A 20,699-nucleotide genomic window follows, 5' to 3' on the forward strand; every position below is an offset into this window, starting at 1 on the left:
GCGCGTTTTGACCCATGTCAAAGTTGCTATGCACGTGATCTGGAAGAACACACACTCAGAAGAGCCAGTACCGGAGCCAGCCTGTGAGCGATTCCAACCCCACCCCCAGCCTATACGCCGCACGAGAACCGATCTTTCCGAGACGCGTTTCCGGGCCATTTCGAAACCTGAAATGGATCATCCTCATCGTGACACTGGGCATTTACTATGTAACGCCCTGGATCAGATGGGATCGTGGCCCCAGCCTGCCGGATCAGGCCGTGCTGCTGGATCTGGCAAACCGGCGCTTCTATTTCTTCTGGATCGAAATCTGGCCGCACGAGTTCTATTTCGTGGCGGGCCTGCTGATCATGGCGGGGCTGGGTCTGTTCCTGTTCACATCTGCGCTGGGGCGGGTCTGGTGCGGGTATGCCTGCCCGCAAACGGTCTGGACTGACCTTTTCATTCTGGTCGAGCGCTGGATCGAAGGCGACAGGAACGCCCGTTTGCGCCTGCATCGTCAGGAAAAGCTGGATTTCCGCAAGGCACGGCTCCGGGTGACGAAATGGGTGACCTGGTTCCTGATCGGTCTGGCCACCGGCGGCGCCTGGGTGTTTTATTTTGCGGATGCGCCGACGCTGCTCCGCGATCTTGTGACGGGTAACGCGCATCCCATCGCTTACACGACGATGCTGGTTCTGACTGGTACGACCTTCTTCTTCGGCGGGTTCGCCCGCGAACAGATTTGTATCTACGCGTGTCCTTGGCCGCGCATTCAGGCCGCGATGATGGACGAAGACACGCTGGTCGTGGGATACCGCGAATGGCGCGGCGAGCCGCGCGGCAAAGGCAAGCGAACAGCCGATTCCGAATTGGGGGATTGCATCGACTGCATGGCCTGCGTGAATGTCTGCCCTGTCGGAATCGATATCCGGGATGGTCAGCAGCTTGAATGTATTACCTGTGCCCTGTGTATCGACGCGTGTGATGACATGATGGCCAAGATCGGCAAACCACGCGGGCTGATCGACTATATGGCGCTCAGCGACGAGCCGCGCGAACGCTCGGGACAACCGCCCAAGAATGTCTGGAAACACATCTTCCGGCCCCGTACGATCCTGTACACCTCGTTGTGGTCACTGGTGGGGGTTGCGCTGCTGTTCGCCCTGTTCATTCGCTCTGACATCGATCTGACCGTAGCACCCGTGCGCAACCCGACCTTTGTCACCCTGTCAGATGGCACCATTCGAAACACCTATGACGTCAGGCTGCGCAACAAGCACGGTGAGGACCGCCTGTTCAAATTGTCTCTGGCGGGCGATCCGTCGATGCGACTGGAAATTGAGGGAACCAAGATAGATACTGTGAATGTCACGGCGGATACGGCACAATTGACCCGTGTATATATCGTGGCGTCCCGTGACAGCGGTCCGGCGGCAGCAGAAGCGACGCCAGTGCGGATCTGGGTCGAAGACCTCAGCAGCGGCGAACGCGCTTACAAAGACACCACGTTCAACGGACGGGGGAACTGATCATGGCCGAACGTAAATTCACCGGAAAGCACGCTCTGGCGGTGTTTGTCGGTGCCTTTGGCGTGATCATCGCGGTGAACCTCGTGCTGGCTTATAATGCGGTGAAGACGTTTCCGGGGCTGGAGGTCAAGAATTCCTACGTTGCCAGCCAGGAGTTCAACGATCGCCTGAAAGAGCAGCAGGCATTGGGCTGGACGGTTCGGGCAGAAACCAAAGGTGGTCTTCTGATCCTGCATATTACGGACGCGACCGGCGCACCGGTTCAGGTCAGCGAATTGCAGGCGGTGGTTGGCCGCGCGACCCATGTGCGGGACGATTTCGCGCCGGATTTCACCTTTGACGGCGCGGCCTATGCCACGCCTGCCACGCTGGGCAAGGGCAACTGGAACATCCGGTTGGTCGCGCGTGACGGCAGTGGTGCCGAGTTTTCGCAGCGCGTTCCGCTGTACGTGAAAGGGTAGCCGATGACGGCGCAGCTTTCATCCGGTACGGCGGCCTGTCCGGGGTGTCTGGCAACCCCGGCAGAGCCCGCGCGCCCGATTCCGGACGATGTGCAGATCGCCTTGTCGCTGCCGGGCATCCACTGCTCGGCCTGTATCGCGACGGTCGAACGTGAACTGAACGCCCATCCCGGTGTCGAAGACGCGCGCGTCAACCTGACTTTGAAACGGGCGATGATCAAAGCCGCGCCGGATACCCGCGCGGCCGATCTGATCCCGGTGCTTGAACGGGCAGGTTTCGAAGCGCACGAGCTTGACCCCGGCGCTTTGTCGGCAACACAGGCGGACAAGGCGGGACGTGACCTGCTGATGCGACTGGCCGTCGCCGGGTTTGCTTCCATGAACGTGATGCTGTTGTCGGTGTCGGTCTGGTCCGGCGCAACAGACGCGACGCGTGACATGTTCCACTGGATCTCCGCTGCAATCGCGCTGCCCGCCATTGCCTTTTCGGCGCAACCGTTCTTTGCCAACGCTTGGAGCGCCCTGCGGGTGCGGCGGCTGAACATGGATGTGCCGATCACGCTGGCGATCCTGCTGGCGCTGGTCACATCCCTGTGGGAGACCGCACTGAGCGGAGAGCATGCCTATTTCGATGCCGCGCTGACCCTGACATTCTTCCTGCTGGCGGGCCGATATCTGGACTACCGCACCCGCGCCGCAGCCCGATCCGCGGCAGAAGAGCTTACCGCTCTGGAAGTGCCGCGCGCCATTCGCATCGTGGACGGGCTAGAGGCCGAAGTTGCGGTGGCCGATCTGAAGGTTGGTGATCTGATCCTTGTGCGCCCCGGTGGCCGAATGCCGGTGGACGGTCAGATTGTGTCTGGCCAATCCGAACTGGACCGTTCGCTGTTGACGGGGGAAACACTGCCGGTGTTTGCCGAAGCCGGCCAGCTGGTCAGCGCGGGCGAGGTCAACCTGACAGGTCCACTAACCCTGCGCGCCACAGCAGTGGGTCAGGATACGTCGCTGCACCGGATGGCGGATCTGGTGGCCATCGCTGAATCGGGGCGGTCCCGCTATACCTCGCTGGCCGACAAGGCCGCCAAGCTTTATGCGCCCGGTGTCCACATCCTTTCAGCGCTCAGCTTTGTGGGGTGGTACATCTATTCGGGCGATTTGCGCACCGCTCTGAACATCGCCGCGGCGGTTCTGATCATCACCTGTCCCTGCGCCTTGGGTCTGGCTGTTCCGGCAGTGACCACCGCTGCCTCGGGCCGATTGTTCCGCAAGGGTATGCTGATCAAGCACGCAACCGCGCTAGAACGGTTGTCCGAGACCGACACCGTGGTGTTCGACAAGACGGGCACGCTGACCTCGGGTGCGCCGGAACTGGTCAATCTTGGCGATCACGCCCGCGCGCAGGTCGAGGTTGCGCTGGCCCTGACCGAGGCCTCTGCGCATCCCTTGTCCGTGTCATTGGCCAAAGCCGCGCGACAGGCCGGGATCAAGCCTGCAAATGTTCGGGACATAACCGAAGTGCCGGGATACGGCACCCAAGGGGAATACCGCGGTCAACGCGTTCGTTTGGGCCGGGCCGCATGGCTCGGCGCACAGCAGGGCGCGGAAACGTCTGCCTGGCTTGCAATTGGCGACGATGCGCCCTTGGCGTTCCGCTTCTCGGACGCGTTGCGCCCAGGCGCGGCCGAGGCGGTGGAAGCGTTGCGGGCGTCAGGCAAGCATGTGCTATTGATCTCGGGGGATTCGAAGGGCGCCGTGCAATCTTTGGCCGAGAAGCTGGGAATAACGGATTGGGTCGCCGAGGCTTTGCCGCAGGACAAGGCACAGCGCATTCAGGACCTCAGGGATCAGGGCCGCAAAGTTCTGATGGTGGGGGACGGCCTGAACGACACGGCTGCATTGGCGGCGGCACATGTGTCGATCTCTCCGGCCTCGGCGTTGGATGCGGCGCGGGTTGCCTCGGACATCGTTCTTCTGGGCAATGACCTTCTGCCCATTGCGGATGCCTGCGATACGGCCATCAAGGCCACCCGTCGCATCCGCGAGAACTTCCAGATCGCAACCGTTTACAACGTGATTGCCGTTCCGCTGGCCGTGATCGGACTGGCAACACCGCTGATCGCGGCCTTGGCGATGTCGACCTCGTCAATTACCGTATCGCTGAACGCATTGCGGCTGAGGTAACCCTGATGGAAGTGCTTGCCTATCTGATCCCGATTTCCCTGTTTCTGGGGGGCGTTGGTCTGGTCGCCTTTATCTATACCGTTCGTTCCAATCAGTACGAAGACCCCGATGGCGACGCGCGCCGCATCCTGAATGACGAGTGGGACGACAAACCCAAACCCTGACCAATCGCCCGATAAGCGCTGAGTTCATCCAAGCGCCCTTGAAATTGCCGCAATGCCCGGCTATGTCCGGCCCATCCGCAAGCAGAGAGAACACGCCAAATGGCCACCACCAACCCGATCCAGTTCATTCAGCAAGTCCGTGCCGAAGTTTCCAAGGTTGTCTGGCCGACCCGGCGCGAAGTGCTGTTGACCACGGTCATGGTCTTCATCATGGCGGCGCTGACAGCTGTGTTTTTTGCTTTGGTCGATCTGGGTATCCGGGGCGGCCTTCAGCTGATTCTGGGCGCTTTCGGCTAAGCCGGTTCAGGCGGCGGCAAATACGACTGCCCCTTGCACCTCGCGCGATGTCAGAGTAGGTGACGCATATTCGGAATGGGCGTGTGGCGATTCGGGTCACGCGCCGCTTTTTATTCCGGATGACGTGACAGGATTTAAATGACGGGTGTGTCCGCAATATGTGATGCCCCGAAGACAAACAAGGACGACAGGTTCATGGCGAAACGGTGGTACTCGGTCAGCGTTCTTTCGAATTTCGAAAAGAAGATCGCAGAGCAGATCCGCACGTCGGTGGCTGAACAGGGCCTTGAGAACGATATCGACGAAGTTCTGGTTCCCACCGAAGAGGTGATCGAAGTGCGCCGGGGCAAGAAGGTCACCACCGAACGCCGCTTTATGCCGGGTTACGTGCTGGTGCATATGGAAATGTCGGATCAGGGCTATCACCTGATCAACTCGATCAACCGCGTCACCGGCTTTCTGGGTCCGCAGGGCCGCCCGATGCCGATGCGCGACGCCGAGGTGAACCAGATCCTCAACCGCGTTCAGGAAGGCGAAGAAGCGCCCAAGCTGATGATCACCTTCGAGATCGGCGAGAAGGTCAAGGTCAACGACGGCCCGTTCGAGGATTTCGACGGCATGGTCGAAGGCGTGGACGACGAGGCGCAGAAGCTGAAAGTATCGGTCTCGATCTTCGGCCGCGAAACGCCAGTTGAGCTGGACTTTACTCAGGTCACGAAGCAAAGCTAAGCGCGCTTCCAAAGAAATTCGAAACGCCGCGATGTGAAAGCATAGCGGCGTTTTCGTATCTGTGCCGCAGAAAGCACAACGATCTACCTGCGCCAAAGTATCGACACAATTTGTTGATTATTTCCAGAACGGCGACAATTGAGGGATTACTTGAAAATGACAGCTTTTGCGCAAGATGTGTTGGCCGTCAAAAGCAAAGAAACACCCAATGTTTCCAGTCTTCTTGTCGAAGTTGCTCGACGGACCGGGAGAAGTCCATTTTCGCTGGCCTTTGACTTTTTCAAGCTTCGCAAGAAACGCGGAAAGCTGAGGTTTTACGAGTACTTTCTTTACGAGCTTTATGATCGGGAGCGTTGGTCTGATATTGAGCGTGAGGAGTTCGTTTCATCTCATGTCCACTGGCCGCTTGTAAATGCTTGCAACAACAGTCAATGGCAGGCCCTCACCGAAGACAAATGGTTGTCTGCGTGTTTCCTCGAACACAACAGGCTGCCCGTGCCGAAAACTTTGGCTGTCTTTGATCGCAGCGCGCGCCAGTTCGGTGGAACGCCAAAACTGACAAACGCCGAAGACTTGAAGTCCTTCTTTTCGACCCACGCGTCATGCTCGGCTTTCGCGAAACCTATCGTCGGGATGTGGAGCGCAGGTGCCATGCGCATTTCGGGGCATACTGATACGCATGTCATTCTGGACGGGCAGGAACCTCAAACCTACGAGGACTTCGCAAATTCGACACTTGGTGAAATCCCCTACATCTTTCAGGACTGTCTGAAACCACATGGTTTTTTTGACGGTATTACCGACGCTATTGCGACCGTGCGCAGTTTGAACATTATCGACGACAATCAACTTTCCGTTCCGTTTACAATGCTAAAGCTGCCACTTGCGGGGAATGTTGCGGACAACTTCTGGCGGCCCGGCAACCTTCTTTGCAACCTGAACCCGGAAACCGGCGAGGTTAAGGCCATAGCCTCAGTTGAAGACGGTCGCCGAGTTGAACTTAGCTCTCTGCCGGAATGCGACCGCACTCTTATTGGTGAAAAACTGCCATTCTGGGCTGAACTGAAAAAGCTGAACCAAGAAATCGCTTTGTTGCACGCAGAAAATCACTTTGGATCAACGGATATCGCTCTTACTGAGAATGGCCCGGTTGTGGTTGAAGTGAACAATGGCTGCGCTTTTGAACTTGTGCAAATTGCGACTGGTAAAGGGTTTCTCGACGAAAAAATGAAAGAGTTCTTTAGCAAACACAATGTGAAATTCTAGAATATTGGCGAATGCGGCCTTCAACGTTGTCGGATAAGTTCCACTCGCACGTGATTTCAGGGCTCGTATTCTTGTGTCAGATCATTGTGATAAGCCAGAGGGGCGTACAGCCAGCAATGTTTCGCCCCAAAGAACGCCCAGCAAGCTTTTGACGACCAGAACGCAGTGCCTTTTGTAGGCCGGGTTCTTGTTTGATTATGGAAGCGTAACACCGCGGTGCATTTGGCACCGCGGCGGTTTAGTTTAAGACGCGGAGTCTCGACGCCGTTTCGCGTTTGGGCTTACTGCGACTGAACCATGGCTGCGCGCAAAAGCTGCGGGCGGTCGGTCTGGGACGGCAGGAAGACCGCCTGCGACCCGGCATCCAGCGCCGAAAGGCTTGCATCATACCATTGCATCGCAAGATCGCGGCGCGCCTGAACACCAAAGCCTTCGCGCAGATGGTGACCGACCAGTTCTCCGTATGCGGGTTCACCCATGGCAACCAGCATCAGCGCAGACCCAACTGCGGTATCCATGTTGTCCTGACGATATCCCATCGCAAGGCAGACCTTGCTGGTTGCGGCAAGATCAGCAGGGCTAAGACCCGAATCCAAGGCAAGCTTGCGCACCTGGGTTTCAGCCTCTGATTTCGAGTTGATAGACAGCGCGTCAACTTGCGGTGCCAACATGTCGCCAAAGGCGGCGCACTGGTCTGCGACCTGATCGGGTGTAAGACCCTGAATGCCCTGCATCAGCTCTTCGCCCTGTGCCATCGCATAGCTGCGGGCAAGGCAGAATTGTTCGCTGAGCGCAAAGTCAGGATCGGACATGTTAGACAGGGTCGTATAGCCGCCATTGGTCGACGTTTGCAGCATGACCCCGCTGCACCGATTGGCCAGCGACGGGCCTCCGGTTCCGCCGGAAAACAGGCTCGGCAGGCTGGCTGTCGTGGTTTCAGTGGCGCTTGTTGCGGGTTCGGCCTGTTGAGGCGTGATAACCGGGATGGCCGGTGCCTGGGTCTGAGGTGCAGCCGCCAAGGCAGAGCCGGTTTGCACCTGTTGGCGATAGGCCATCAAAAGCGGTTGACCCGAAAGCTGGGTTGCCGCCTGCCCACCGCTTGTCGCCCAGTAATAGGCCTGCATCAGAAAGTCATACTGATAGGGCTGGAAGTCATAGCCATTCACAGGATAGCCCATGGACACCTGGTAGCGTTCGATCGCCGACCGGGTTCCATGCCCGACCTGCCCATCGACACGCCCGGCGTTATAGCCGAAATAGTTGAGCGCGGTCTGCGTTTGCGCCCCTTGCGAGGTCGATGGAATGCCCGACCGGTAGGTCTGGCTCGAAGACCGGGACTTTTTCTTTTGCTGGTCTTTGCCGATCGCGTATCCGACGACCCCGCCAACGACAGCACCGCCGATAAAGTCGCCCGCATCGGCCCGCGCGGTCTGGGGAACGGCCGCTGCAAAAGACAGCGCAGCGATTAGAGTAGTTAATAAACGAAATATCATGACGAACCTCCGAACAAATTTGTTCTGCCCAAGTATAGCACAGCTACGGCATGGCTCGGTCATTTATACTACTTCAAAGATCGACGCCCTGAGGGGATTACCGCCAGGCGACGGATTCGCCGATATTGCTCAAGCGATTTAAGCCTTTAACATCCAGTGATACCTTGGGGTTCATGCCGACTTGTAACTCCTTGGGTTGGCCGGAAAGGGTGGCAGTTTCTTGCCCACGGGTTTCAATGATGTTGGTCATCGACTTTAAACTCGATTCGGTGATCCCGAATTGAAAGGCAGGCCACTTGCCAACCCCCATGATCCCCTGTAAACGCCGCCTCTATCGTCTTCGGGCGAGATTCTCTCGTGGGAGGTTACCGGGGTCGCGATCCCGGGCCGGACCACGCAACAAAATCCGGGTGAGACGCGTTTCACCCTAGTTGAAAGGAAAACCAAATGGCCAAGAAGCTTGCTGGTACAATGAAACTGCAGGTTCCTGCAGGTCAGGCGAACCCGTCGCCGCCAGTTGGTCCGGCGCTGGGTCAGCGCGGCATCAACATCATGGAATTCTGCAAGGCGTTCAACGCCAAGACCGCAGATATGGAGCCCGGCGCGCCGTGCCCGACCGTGATCACCTACTATCAGGACAAGTCCTTCACCATGGACATCAAGACGCCGCCCGCGTCTTATTACCTGAAAAAAGCTGCTGGTCTTAAGCCGGTCGGTAAGCGTAACCGCCCCCGCGGCGCGGAAAACCCAGGTCGCGAGACCGTGGCAACCGTGACCTCCAAGCAGGTTCGTGAAATCGCCGAAGCCAAAATGAAAGATCTGAACGCCAACGACGTCGAAGGCGCAATGCAGATCATCCTGGGCTCGGCCCGCTCCATGGGCATCGAGGTGAAGTAAGATGGCAAAACTCGGTAAACGTACCCGCGCTGCGCGCGAAGCCGTCGCTGGCAAGGAAAACCTGTCGGTGGACGAAGCTGTTGCCCTGGTCAAAGCCAATGCAACTTCGAAATTCGACGAGACTATCGAAATCGCGATGAACCTGGGCGTTGACACCCGTCACGCAGACCAGATGGTGCGCGGCGTTGTCGGACTGCCGAACGGCACAGGCAAAGACATGCGCGTTGCTGTCTTCGCACGTGGCGCGAAGGCTGACGAAGCGAAAGAAGCAGGCGCGGATATCGTTGGTGCAGAAGACCTGATGGAAACCATTCAGGGCGGCTCCATCGAATTCGATCGCTGCATTGCAACCCCGGACATGATGCCGATCGTCGGTCGTCTGGGTAAGGTTCTTGGCCCCCGTAACCTGATGCCGAACCCCAAGGTTGGCACTGTGACCATGGACGTGAAAGCAGCCGTGGAAGCAGCCAAAGGCGGTGAAGTTCAGTTCAAGGCGGAAAAAGGCGGCGTTGTGCACGCAGGCGTTGGCAAAGCGTCGTTTGACGAAGCCAAGCTGGTCGAAAACATTCGCGCTTTCGTCTCGGCTGTTGCACGGGCCAAGCCGTCGGGCGCCAAGGGCACCTACATGAAGAAAATCGCGCTGAGCTCGACCATGGGCCCTGGTGTGACCGTTGATGTGGCAGAAGCTTCGGGCGAATAAGCCTGACCTACGCCAAAGCAATGTTGCGGGCGGTCCCTTCGGACCGCCCGTTTTTTTTAGCTGAACTGCAACGCTGTGTGGCTGGCTGTATCGCCGGTCAGGGTGAAGAAGCTCCGGTCTTCAATGGGCACCCATTTTCCTGTGCCCTTGTCCAGAGGCTCGGACGCGATGACCCTGCCGCCGTGGTCCAGCCCTTCCCCGAAATACAGGGACGGGCTGCGCTGGTCGCTGGAATATCGAAACGCATACAGGCTCTGCCCATCTGAAAAGGCGACGGCCATGCGATCCGGTTGCGTCCGATGACCGTCAAGCGCATCGATCTGACGCAGAGTTGCGACAACAGCGTCCTGCGGCGCATCATCCAGCCCGTTTGCCAGCAGGAGCAGAAACAGAAGCTCTGAATCCGTCGACCCGCGCCGCGCCGCATAAAGTTCGTCCGGCAGTGAGGATTCAAGCCGTCTTCGCAAACGCCCGAACTCGCCAATCTGGCCATTATGCATGAAGGACCATTTGCCAAACGTGAAAGGGTGGCAGTTTGCGCGCGACACTTCGCCGAACGTCGACGCGCGGACATGGGCCAGAAACAGCGAGGATTTTATCATCCTACAAAGATCGACCAGGTTACCATCCGACCACGCGGGCAGGACATCCCTGTACAGGCCAGGGCGATCCTGGTCTGCGTACCAGGCCATACCGAAGCCATCGCCATTGACGGCAAGTTTAGCTTCGGCCGCGTGCTGGCTTTGCTCCAGCAAGGAATGCTGGGGCCGGATGACGATGTTTTCAAGCGGGATACTTGGTCCGCAATAGGCGGCAATTCTGCACATTTGTTCTGATTCTTCTTGTTTCTGAGAAAAATTGTCGGGTTGTAGTCTTGAACTTGGAACAATGTCACGAACTATTTTGCCGTCAGCCCTGAAATTCGACCAAATCAATTGCTCGTCACCGCACTTTATCTTGTGGTTCTGGTCATCCCTTGTTGCGTCTGATTTATCCCAATTTACCTCTTGGAAACCCCAGCCATCTGTCCTAAGTAGACCTGCGGAATAAAGCGTGCGATTCGTCGTGCGCTTTATTTTGTTTCGTCCAAGACGGTGGGTGGTGCCATCTGGCCCCTTAATTCCCTGCCTGAGACGGGTAAGACCAAAGAATTCTGAGGGTCCCACCCTCGGGCGAGTTTTGGCCAATCCCGTAACAACGGACCTGAACGCCGGGGCGCAAGCCGCGGCAAATATGAGCCGGGGTGAGAACTCACCCCTAACTTGGAGAGAACTGTGGATAGAGCCCAGAAAGAGAAAGTGGTCGAGGAACTCGGCCAAATCTTCGAAAGCTCTGGCGTCGTAGTGGTTGCCCACTACGCCGGTCTGACAGTTGCCGAGATGCAGGACCTTCGCGCACGTGCACGTGACGCGGGTGGCTCCGTGCGTGTTGCCAAGAACAGGCTCGCCAAAATCGCCCTCGAGGGTAAGCCGTGTGCAAGCATGGCCGACCTGCTGACAGGGATGACCGTTCTGACCTATTCCGAGGACCCCGTGGCAGCAGCCAAGGTGGCCGAGGACTTCGCCAAGGATAACAAGAAATTTGAAATCCTCGGCGGTGCAATGGGCGAGAACGCTCTGGACCGCAAAGGCGTTGAAGCCGTTTCGAAAATGCCGTCTCGCGAGGAGCTTATTGCTTCGATCGTGGGCTGCATTGGCGCACCTGCTTCGAACATCGCCGGCGCGATTGGCGCACCTGCAAGCAATATCGCAAGCATCCTTTCCACCATCGAAGAGAAGGCGGAAGCTGCGTAAGCGGTTGGCACTGAATGATCTGCGTAGGGTACCTACCCTGACGTTGGAACACACATTGTAAACGGAAAGAGCTGATAAAATGGCTGATCTGAAAGCACTCGCAGAAAGCATCGTGGGTCTGACCCTGCTGGAAGCACAAGAACTGAAAACCATCCTCAAAGACGAATACGGCATCGAGCCCGCAGCTGGCGGCGCCGTAATGGTCGCAGCAGCTGGTGGCGACGCCGGTGGCGCAGCTGAGGAAGAAAAAACCGAATTCGACGTCGTTCTGAAGAACGCCGGCGCTTCGAAAATCAACGTGATCAAAGAAGTTCGCGGCATCACCGGTCTGGGCCTGAAAGAAGCCAAGGAACTGGTCGAAGCCGGCGGCAAGATCAAAGAAGGCGTGTCGAAAGACGAAGCCGAAGACGTCAAAGCCAAGCTGGAAGCAGCTGGCGCCGAAGTCGAGCTGGCCTAAGCCTGGTCTCAGGCGCATCGCTGATGCGCCGAAAATTCTGGCTGGATCCGGAGAAATCCGGGTCCAGCCGAACCTGTCTTAGAAAGGGCCTCACGGAATGGGGCGTTTTCTAAGACACGGTTTTCGGATCGGGAGGCCGCCTTCGGGACGGTGGCCACGAATTGATCCGGACGTGTTGTCTCGATTGTGCAAGATGCCGGGGCCCGACGGTGTCTTTGCCCGCTGAGAACATCGAAAGGTGACATCTGACATGGCTCAAACGTTCCTTGGCCAGAAACGTCTTCGTAAATATTACGGCAAAATCCGCGAAGTACTGGAGATGCCGAACCTCATTGAGGTACAGAAATCTTCTTATGATCTTTTCCTGCGCTCCGGCGATGCAGAACAGCCCACAGACGGCGAAGGCATCAAAGGCGTGTTCCAATCGGTTTTCCCGATCAAGGATTTCAACGAAACCTCTGTTTTGGAGTTCGTGAAATACGATCTGGAGAAACCCAAATACGACGTCGAAGAGTGCATGCAGCGCGACATGACCTACAGCGCACCGCTGAAGGTTACCCTGCGCCTGATCGTGTTCGATGTTGATGAGGACACCGGCGCGAAATCGGTAAAAGACATCAAGGAACAGGATGTCTTCATGGGCGACATGCCCCTGATGACCCCGAACGGCACCTTTGTCGTCAACGGCACCGAGCGTGTGATCGTCTCCCAGATGCACCGCTCGCCCGGTGTGTTCTTTGACCACGACAAGGGTAAAACCCATTCCTCGGGCAAGCTGCTGTTTGCCTGCCGCATCATCCCGTATCGCGGCAGCTGGCTGGACTTCGAGTTTGATGCCAAGGATATCGTGTTCGCCCGTATCGACCGCCGCCGCAAACTGCCTGTGACAACCCTGCTTTATGCGCTGGGTCTGGATCAGGAAGCGATCATGGACGCGTATTACAAAACCGTGTCCTACAAGCTGGACAAGAAGAAGGGCTGGGTCACGCCGTTCTTCCCCGAGCGTGTTCGCGGCACCCGTCCGACCTATGACCTGATCGACGCGAAATCAGGTGAGGTGATTGCCGAGGCAGGCAAAAAAGTCACCCCGCGCGCGGTCAAGAAGCTGATCGACGAGGGCACCGTCACAGAACTGCTGGTTCCGTTCGATCACATCGTTGGCAAGTTTGTCGCCAAGGACATCATCAACGAAGAAAACGGCGCGATCTATGTCGAAGCCGGTGACGAACTGACGCTGGAATATGACAAGGATGGCGACCTGATCGGCGGTACCGCGAAGGAACTGATCGACGCGGGCATCACCGATATTCCGGTTCTCGACATCGATAACGTCAATGTCGGACCCTACATGCGCAACACCATGGCGCAGGACAAGAACATGAACCGCGAAAGCGCGCTCATGGATATCTACCGCGTCATGCGTCCGGGTGAACCGCCCACCGTCGAAGCGGCGTCGGCCCTGTTCGACACCCTGTTCTTCGACAGCGAGCGGTATGACCTGTCCGCCGTTGGCCGCGTGAAGATGAACATGCGCCTGGCACTGGACGCGCCGGATACCCTGCGTACCCTGCGCCGCGAAGACATCGTGGCCTGCGTCAAGGCTCTGGTCGAACTGCGCGACGGCAAAGGCGACGTGGACGATATCGACCACCTCGGCAACCGTCGTGTGCGTTCGGTCGGTGAACTGATGGAAAACCAGTACCGCGTCGGTCTGCTGCGCATGGAGCGCGCGATCAAAGAGCGTATGTCGTCGGTCGAGATCGACACCGTCATGCCGCAGGACCTGATCAACGCGAAACCGGCTGCTGCTGCTGTGCGTGAATTCTTCGGCTCGTCGCAGCTGTCGCAGTTCATGGACCAGACCAACCCGCTGTCGGAAGTCACCCACAAACGCCGTCTTTCGGCGCTTGGCCCCGGTGGTCTGACGCGTGAGCGTGCGGGCTTTGAAGTGCGCGACGTGCACCCGACCCACTATGGCCGGATGTGCCCGATTGAAACGCCGGAAGGCCCGAACATCGGTCTGATCAACTCGCTGGCCACCTTCGCCCGCGTGAACAAGTATGGCTTCATCGAAACACCTTACCGCGTCGTCAAGGACGCCGAGGTGACCGATGAGGTTCACTACATGTCCGCGACCGAGGAAATGCGTCACACCGTGGCGCAGGCGAACGCGACGCTGGACAAGAACGGCAAGTTCATCAACGATCTGGTTTCGACCCGTCAGGCAGGCGACTACACCCTTGCCCCGCGCGAGAATGTGGACCTGATCGACGTGTCGCCGAAACAGCTGGTTTCGGTCGCGGCTTCGCTGATTCCGTTCCTTGAAAATGACGACGCCAACCGCGCTCTGATGGGCTCGAACATGCAACGTCAGGCGGTTCCGCTGCTGCGGGCCGAGGCACCGCTGGTCGGTACCGGGATCGAGGAGAAGGTCGCAATCGACTCAGGCGCTGCGATTCAGGCGAAACGCGCCGGCATCATCGACCAGGTCGATGCCCAGCGTATCGTTATCCGTGCCACCGAGGATCTGGAACTGGGTGACGCTGGCGTTGACATCTATCGTCTGCGTAAGTTCCAGCGCTCGAACCAGAACACCTGCATCAACCAGCGTCCGCTGATCAAGGTGGGTGACACCGTCCAGAAGGGCGAGGTCATTGCCGACGGTCCGTCGACCGATATGGGTGAACTGGCCTTGGGTAAGAACGTGGTCGTCGCGTTCATGCCGTGGAACGGTTACAACTACGAAGACTCGATCCTGATCTCGGAACGTATCGCGCGTGACGACGTCTTTACCTCGGTCCATATCGAGGAATTCGAAGTCGCCGCCCGTGACACCAAGCTGGGCCCGGAAGAGATCACCCGCGACATCCCCAACGTCGGTGAAGAAGCGCTGCGCAACCTCGACGAGGCGGGCATCGTTTACATCGGCGCGGATGTTGAGCCGGGCGATATTCTGGTCGGCAAGATCACTCCGAAGGGCGAAAGCCCGATGACCCCGGAAGAAAAGCTGCTGCGCGCCATCTTTGGTGAAAAAGCATCTGATGTGCGCGACACCTCGTTGCGCGTGAAGCCGGGCGATTACGGTACGGTCGTCGAGGTTCGCGTCTTCAACCGTCACGGTGTCGAGAAAGACGAGCGTGCGCTGCAGATCGAGCGTGAGGAAGTCGAACGTCTGGCCCGTGACCGGGACGACGAGCTGGCGATCCTTGACCGCAACATCTATGCGCGTCTGCAAGGTCTGATCCTGGGTAAAACCGCTGTCAAAGGCCCGAAAGGTGTCAAGGCAGGGTCGGTGATCACCGAGGATCTGCTGGACACCCTGACCCGTGGTCAATGGTGGCAGCTGGCGCTGGAAGACGAGCAGGACGCACAGATCGTCGAGGCCCTGAACGAGCAATACGAAGTGCAAAAGCGCGCTCTGGACGCCCGTTTCGAGGATAAGGTCGAGAAAGTCCGCCGTGGCGACGACCTGCCGCCGGGTGTGATGAAGATGGTCAAAGTCTTCATCGCCGTGAAGCGCAAGTTGCAGCCGGGCGACAAGATGGCCGGTCGTCACGGGAACAAAGGTGTGATCTCCAAGGTTGTTCCGATGGAAGACATGCCGTTCCTGGCCGATGGGACCCCGGTCGACTTCTGTCTGAACCCGCTGGGTGTGCCTTCGCGTATGAACGTTGGTCAGATCCTTGAAACCCACATGGGTTGGGCCGCGCGCGGTCTGGGTCTGAACATCGATGAAGCTCTGGGTGAATACCGCCGTTCCGGCGACCTGACCCCGGTGCGCGAGGCGATGAAGCTGGCCTATGGCGAAGATGTCTACGAAGAAGGCATCACCGGCATGGACGAGGAAACGCTGGTCGAAGCAGCGGGCAACGTGACCCGCGGTGTTCCGATCGCAACCCCGGTCTTTGACGGTGCCAAAGAGGCTGACGTCAACGACGCGCTGGTGCGTGCGGGCTTCTCGCAAAGCGGTCAGTCGGTTCTGTTCGACGGTCGTACGGGTGAGCAATTTGCGCGTCCGGTGACCGTGGGCATCAAGTACCTGCTGAAACTGCACCACCTTGTGGACGATAAGATCCACGCGCGTTCGACCGGCCCCTACAGCCTGGTTACCCAGCAGCCGCTGGGTGGTAAGGCGCAGTTCGGTGGTCAGCGCTTTGGTGAGATGGAGGTCTGGGCTCTGGAAGCTTACGGCGCCGCCTACACCCTGCAAGAGATGCTGACGGTGAAGTCGGATGACGTCGCCGGCCGGACCAAGGTCTATGAGTCGATCGTCAAGGGCGAGGATAACTTTGAAGCGGGCGTACCGGAATCGTTCAACGTTCTGGTGAAAGAAGTCCGCGGCCTCGGCCTGAATATGGAACTCCTGGATGCGGAGGTCGATGAGTGACGAAGGGATGCCGGGCTGAAGCCCGGCCTACCATCTGATCCGGCGTAGGCCGGGCTTCAGCCCGGCACTGCGTGACCCCCGCACCCTCTAACTCTGAGGTAAAGAGATGAACCAGGAAATCACCAACAACCCGTTCAACCCGCTGACGCCCCCGAAGGTCTTTGACGAAATCAAAGTCTCGCTGGCGTCGCCCGAACGGATCCTGTCTTGGTCCTATGGCGAGATCAAGAAACCCGAAACCATCAACTACCGGACGTTCAAGCCTGAACGTGACGGTCTGTTCTGCGCGCGTATCTTTGGCCCGATCAAAGACTACGAATGTCTGTGCGGCAAGTATAAGCGGATGAAGTATCGCGGCGTTGTCTGCGAGAAATGCGGTGTGGAAGTCACCCTGCAGAAAGTCCGCCGCGAGCGTATGGGCCACATCGAACTGGCCGCGCCCGTTGCACATATCTGGTTCCTGAAATCGCTCCCGTCCCGCATCGGTCTGATGCTGGACATGACGCTGCGCGATCTGGAACGCGTTCTGTACTTTGAAAACTATGTCGTCATCGAGCCCGGTCTGACTGACCTGACCTACGGCCAGATGCTGACCGAAGAAGAGTACATGGATGCGCAGGATGCCTTTGGCATGGACGCGTTCACCGCCAATATCGGTGCCGAAGCCATCCGTGAGATGCTGGCCCAGATCGATCTGGAAGCCGAAGCCGAGCAGCTGCGCGCTGATCTGGCCGAAGCCACAGGCGAGTTGAAGCCCAAGAAGATCATCAAGCGTCTGAAGGTTGTTGAATCCTTCCTCGAGTCGGGCAACCGTCCCGAATGGATGGTCATGACCGTGATCCCGGTCATCCCGCCGGAACTGCGCCCGCTGGTTCCGCTGGATGGTGGCCGTTTCGCGACCTCGGATCTGAACGATCTGTATCGCCGCGTGATCAACCGGAACAACCGTCTGAAGCGCCTGATCGAACTGCGTGCGCCTGACATCATCGTCCGCAACGAAAAGCGGATGCTGCAGGAATCCGTGGACGCTCTGTTCGACAACGGCCGTCGAGGCCGCGTGATCACCGGCGCCAACAAGCGTCCGCTGAAATCGCTGTCAGACATGCTGAAAGGTAAGCAGGGCCGCTTCCGTCAGAACCTTCTGGGGAAACGCGTCGACTTCTCGGGCCGTTCGGTCATTGTGACCGGTCCGGAGCTTAAGCTGCACCAGTGTGGTCTGCCCAAGAAGATGGCGCTGGAGCTGTTCAAGCCGTTCATCTACTCGCGCCTTGAAGCCAAAGGTCTGTCTTCGACCGTGAAACAGGCGAAGAAATTGGTCGAGAAAGAACGCCCCGAAGTGTGGGATATCCTCGACGAAGTGATCCGCGAACACCCTGTCATGCTGAACCGTGCGCCGACGCTGCACCGTCTTGGCATTCAGGCGTTCGAACCGGTTCTGATCGAAGGCAAAGCCATTCAGCTGCACCCCCTGGTCTGTTCGGCCTTCAACGCCGACTTCGACGGCGACCAGATGGCCGTTCACGTCCCGCTGAGCCTTGAGGCACAGCTGGAAGCCCGTGTTCTGATGATGTCGACAAACAACGTTCTGTCGCCTGCAAACGGCGCGCCGATCATTGTTCCGTCGCAGGATATGATCCTGGGTCTCTACTACGTGACCCTGGAACGTGAAGGCATGCCGGGCGAAGGCAAGGTCTTTGGCTCGATCGAAGAAGTTCAGCACGCGCTGGACGCGGGTGAGGTGCATCTGCACTCGAAAATCACCGCCCGGATCACGCAGATCGACGAGGAAGGCAACGAAGTTCAGAAGCGCTATGAGACCACTCCGGGCCGTCTGCGTCTGGGTGCGTTGCTGCCGATGAACAACAAGGCGCCGTTCGATCTGGTAAACCGCCTGCTGCGGAAGAAAGAAGTGCAGCAGGTGATCGACACCGTCTACCGCTACTGCGGTCAGAAAGAGTCGGTTATCTTCTGTGACCAGATCATGTCGATGGGCTTCAAGGAGGCCTTCAGGGCCGGTATCTCGTTCGGCAAGGACGACATGGTCATCCCGAACGACAAGTGGGGCATCGTCGATGACACCCGCGACCAGGTGAAAGACTTTGAACAGCAGTACATGGACGGCCTGATCACTCAAGGCGAAAAGTACAACAAGGTTGTCGATGCCTGGTCGAAGTGTAACGACCGCGTCACCGAGGCGATGATGAACACCATCTCGGCTTCCGCGCGTGACGAAAATGGCGCCGAGCAGGAACCGAACTCGGTCTACATGATGGCCCACTCCGGTGCGCGGGGCTCGGTCACTCAGATGAAACAGCTGGGCGGTATGCGCGGCCTGATGGCCAAGCCGAACGGTGACATCATCGAGACACCGATCATCTCGAACTTCAAGGAAGGTCTGACCGTTCTTGAATACTTCAACTCGACCCACGGTGCCCGTAAGGGTCTGTCGGATACCGCTCTGAAAACCGCGAACTCGGGTTACCTGACCCGTCGTCTGGTGGACGTGGCGCAGGACTGCATCGTTCGTGAGATCGATTGTGGCACCGAGCGCGCAATCACTGCCGAAGCTGCGGTCAACGATGGTGAGGTTGTCGCCTCGCTGGCCGAGCGTATCCTGGGCCGTGTGGCGGCTGACGATATCCTGCGTCCGGGTACGGATGAGGTGCTTGTTGCAGCTGGTCAGCTGATCGACGAACGTATGGCAGACACCATCGACGAAGCGGGCGTTCAGTCGACCCGCATCCGCTCACCTCTGACCTGCGAGTCCGAGGAAGGCGTCTGTGCCACCTGCTACGGTCGTGACCTTGCTCGCGGTACCATGGTGAACACGGGTGAGGCTGTCGGCATCATCGCCGCCCAGTCCATCGGTGAACCCGGTACACAGCTGACGATGCGGACCTTCCACATCGGTGGTGTTGCGCAAGGTGGTCAGCAGTCGTTCCAGGAAGCCAGCCAGGCTGGTGTCGTATCCTTCGAGAACCCGCAGATCCTGGTCAATGCCGCAGGCGAAAGCCTTGTCATGGGCCGGAACATGAAGCTGGTGATCAAGGACGATCACGGCGAAGAGCGCGCCAGCCACAAGCTGGGCTACGGCTCCAAGCTGTTCGTCAAGGAAGGCACCAAGGTGGCCCGCGGCGACAAGCTGTTCGAATGGGATCCCTACACCTTGCCGATCATCGCCGAGAAAGCCGGTACCACCAAATACGTCGACCTGGTTTCGGGCCTTGCCGTCCGTGACGAGACCGACGAAGCAACCGGCATGACCCAGAAGATCGTGATCGACTGGCGCGCCGCCCCCCGTGGCAGCGACCTCAAGCCCGAGATCATTCTGGTCGGTGACGATGGCGAACCGGTCCGCAACGATGCGGGCAACCCGGTTCACTATCCGATGTCGGTGGATGCGATCCTGTCGGTCGAAGATGGCCAGAAGATCGAAGCCGGTGACGTTGTTGCGCGTATTCCGCGTGAAGGTGCCAAGACCAAGGACATCACCGGTGGTCTGCCGCGTGTGGCCGAACTGTTCGAAGCCCGCCGTCCGAAAGATCACGCGATCATCGCAGAAGCTGATGGTTACGTGCGCTTTGGCCGCGACTACAAGAACAAGCGCCGCATCAGCATCGAACCGGCTGACGAGTCGCTGGAACCCATCGAGTACATGGTACCCAAGGGCAAGCACATCCCTGTTGTCGAAGGCGACTTCGTACAGAAGGGCGACTACATCATGGACGGTAACCCGGCCCCGCATGACATCCTGTCCATCATGGGTGTCGAGGCGCTGGCGAACTACATGATCGACGAAGTGCAGGACGTGTATCGTCTGCAAGGCGTGAAGATCAACGACAAGCACATCGAAGTCATCGTGCGCCAGATGCTGCAGAAGTGGGAGATCCTGGATTCAGGCGACACCACCCTGCTGAAAGGCGAACATGTCGACAAGCAGGAGTTCGACGCAGCCAACGAAAAGACCATCGCCCGCGGTGGTCGTCCGGCACAGGGCGAGCCGATCCTTCTGGGGATCACCAAGGCTTCGTTGCAGACGCGTTCGTTCATCTCGGCGGCGTCGTTCCAGGAAACCACCCGCGTACTGACCGAAGCGTCCGTGCAGGGCAAAAAGGACAAGCTGGTCGGCCTGAAAGAGAACGTCATCGTTGGTCGCCTGATCCCCGCCGGTACCGGTGGGGCCACACAGGCCGTCCGCCACATCGCGCAGTCGCGCGACAATGTGGTGATCGAAGCCCGTCGGGAAGAGGCCGAAGCGGCCGCTGCCCTGGCTGCGCCGATCATGGATGATGATCTGGTCGGGGATGAGCTGGACGTTCTGGTGGAAACACCCGAAAGCCGCGAGTAATCGCCCGATTGACAA

Annotated in this window: 16 protein-coding genes; 13 read left to right on the forward strand and 3 right to left on the reverse strand. The window is 58.5% G+C overall.

Annotated features, from left to right (window positions below):
- Window positions 1–83 precede the first annotated feature (83 nt).
- The 7 genes from ccoG (at window position 84) to ACR0DY_RS03395 (ending at window position 6,609) form a co-directional block, all read left to right on the forward strand.
- Window positions 84–1,511 carry a cytochrome c oxidase accessory protein CcoG gene (ccoG, locus tag ACR0DY_RS03365; protein ID WP_480547337.1) on the forward strand — a complete coding sequence of 476 codons (1,428 nt, stop codon included), beginning with the start codon at window positions 84–86 and terminating at the stop codon, window positions 1,509–1,511.
- A 2-nt stretch (window positions 1,512–1,513) separates the two neighbouring features.
- On the forward strand, window positions 1,514–1,972 hold the full coding sequence (locus ACR0DY_RS03370) for a FixH family protein (RefSeq protein ID WP_209507766.1): 459 nt from the start codon (window positions 1,514–1,516) through the stop codon (window positions 1,970–1,972).
- Window positions 1,973–1,975: 3 nt separating this feature from the next.
- Window positions 1,976–4,153 (forward strand): heavy metal translocating P-type ATPase, encoded by a 2,178-nt coding sequence (locus ACR0DY_RS03375; RefSeq protein WP_480897809.1) that lies wholly within the window; start codon window positions 1,976–1,978, stop codon window positions 4,151–4,153.
- A 5-nt stretch (window positions 4,154–4,158) separates the two neighbouring features.
- Window positions 4,159–4,317: a cbb3-type cytochrome oxidase assembly protein CcoS gene (gene ccoS / locus ACR0DY_RS03380; protein WP_480547333.1), complete on the forward strand. Its 159-nt coding sequence runs from the start codon at window positions 4,159–4,161 to the stop codon at window positions 4,315–4,317.
- A gap of 99 nt (window positions 4,318–4,416) precedes the next feature.
- Window positions 4,417–4,614 (forward strand): preprotein translocase subunit SecE, encoded by a 198-nt coding sequence (secE, locus tag ACR0DY_RS03385; protein ID WP_170427365.1) that lies wholly within the window; start codon window positions 4,417–4,419, stop codon window positions 4,612–4,614.
- 195 nt (window positions 4,615–4,809) lie between these two features.
- Window positions 4,810–5,343: a transcription termination/antitermination protein NusG gene (nusG, locus tag ACR0DY_RS03390; protein WP_209507773.1), complete on the forward strand. Its 534-nt coding sequence runs from the start codon at window positions 4,810–4,812 to the stop codon at window positions 5,341–5,343.
- Window positions 5,344–5,499: 156 nt separating this feature from the next.
- Window positions 5,500–6,609, forward strand: coding sequence for a sugar-transfer associated ATP-grasp domain-containing protein (locus ACR0DY_RS03395; RefSeq protein WP_480484694.1), 1,110 nt, complete (start codon window positions 5,500–5,502; stop codon window positions 6,607–6,609).
- A gap of 281 nt (window positions 6,610–6,890) precedes the next feature.
- Here the strand turns inward: ACR0DY_RS03395 and ACR0DY_RS03400 are convergent, their stop codons facing one another.
- Window positions 6,891–8,102, reverse strand: a complete 1,212-nt coding sequence (locus ACR0DY_RS03400) for a peptidoglycan-binding domain-containing protein (protein ID WP_480484695.1) — start codon at window positions 8,100–8,102, stop codon at window positions 6,891–6,893.
- A 97-nt stretch (window positions 8,103–8,199) separates the two neighbouring features.
- A complete protein-coding gene (locus ACR0DY_RS03405) occupies window positions 8,200–8,412 on the reverse strand; it encodes a hypothetical protein (protein WP_480484696.1) in 213 nt (70 codons plus the stop codon).
- 137 nt (window positions 8,413–8,549) lie between these two features.
- Here ACR0DY_RS03405 and rplK point away from each other — a divergent pair, with 137 nt between their 5' ends.
- Together rplK and rplA are read left to right on the forward strand one after the other, a co-directional pair.
- Window positions 8,550–8,999, forward strand: a complete 450-nt coding sequence (rplK, locus tag ACR0DY_RS03410) for a 50S ribosomal protein L11 (protein ID WP_010440985.1) — start codon at window positions 8,550–8,552, stop codon at window positions 8,997–8,999.
- Between the two features lies 1 nt (window position 9,000).
- Complete coding sequence (gene rplA, locus ACR0DY_RS03415; protein WP_480484697.1) at window positions 9,001–9,699, forward strand: 50S ribosomal protein L1; 699 nt, start codon at window positions 9,001–9,003, stop codon at window positions 9,697–9,699.
- A gap of 56 nt (window positions 9,700–9,755) precedes the next feature.
- Here the strand turns inward: rplA and ACR0DY_RS03420 are convergent, their stop codons facing one another.
- Window positions 9,756–10,526 carry a class II glutamine amidotransferase gene (locus ACR0DY_RS03420; RefSeq protein WP_480547331.1) on the reverse strand — a complete coding sequence of 257 codons (771 nt, stop codon included), beginning with the start codon at window positions 10,524–10,526 and terminating at the stop codon, window positions 9,756–9,758.
- A 447-nt stretch (window positions 10,527–10,973) separates the two neighbouring features.
- On the opposite strand from ACR0DY_RS03420, the gene rplJ reads away from it, so the two are divergent.
- The 4 genes from rplJ (at window position 10,974) to rpoC (ending at window position 20,684) form a co-directional block, all read left to right on the forward strand.
- Entirely contained in the window at window positions 10,974–11,492 is a 519-nt protein-coding gene (gene rplJ / locus ACR0DY_RS03425; RefSeq protein ID WP_209507785.1) for a 50S ribosomal protein L10, read from the forward strand.
- A gap of 79 nt (window positions 11,493–11,571) precedes the next feature.
- Window positions 11,572–11,949, forward strand: coding sequence for a 50S ribosomal protein L7/L12 (gene rplL / locus ACR0DY_RS03430; protein ID WP_209507787.1), 378 nt, complete (start codon window positions 11,572–11,574; stop codon window positions 11,947–11,949).
- 250 nt (window positions 11,950–12,199) lie between these two features.
- Window positions 12,200–16,336 carry a DNA-directed RNA polymerase subunit beta gene (gene rpoB / locus ACR0DY_RS03435; RefSeq protein ID WP_480547329.1) on the forward strand — a complete coding sequence of 1,379 codons (4,137 nt, stop codon included), beginning with the start codon at window positions 12,200–12,202 and terminating at the stop codon, window positions 16,334–16,336.
- Between the two features lie 106 nt (window positions 16,337–16,442).
- Window positions 16,443–20,684 carry a DNA-directed RNA polymerase subunit beta' gene (gene rpoC, locus ACR0DY_RS03440; protein ID WP_480484700.1) on the forward strand — a complete coding sequence of 1,414 codons (4,242 nt, stop codon included), beginning with the start codon at window positions 16,443–16,445 and terminating at the stop codon, window positions 20,682–20,684.
- Window positions 20,685–20,699 lie beyond the last annotated feature (15 nt).

The organism is Ruegeria sp. O6 (assembly GCF_056535045.1).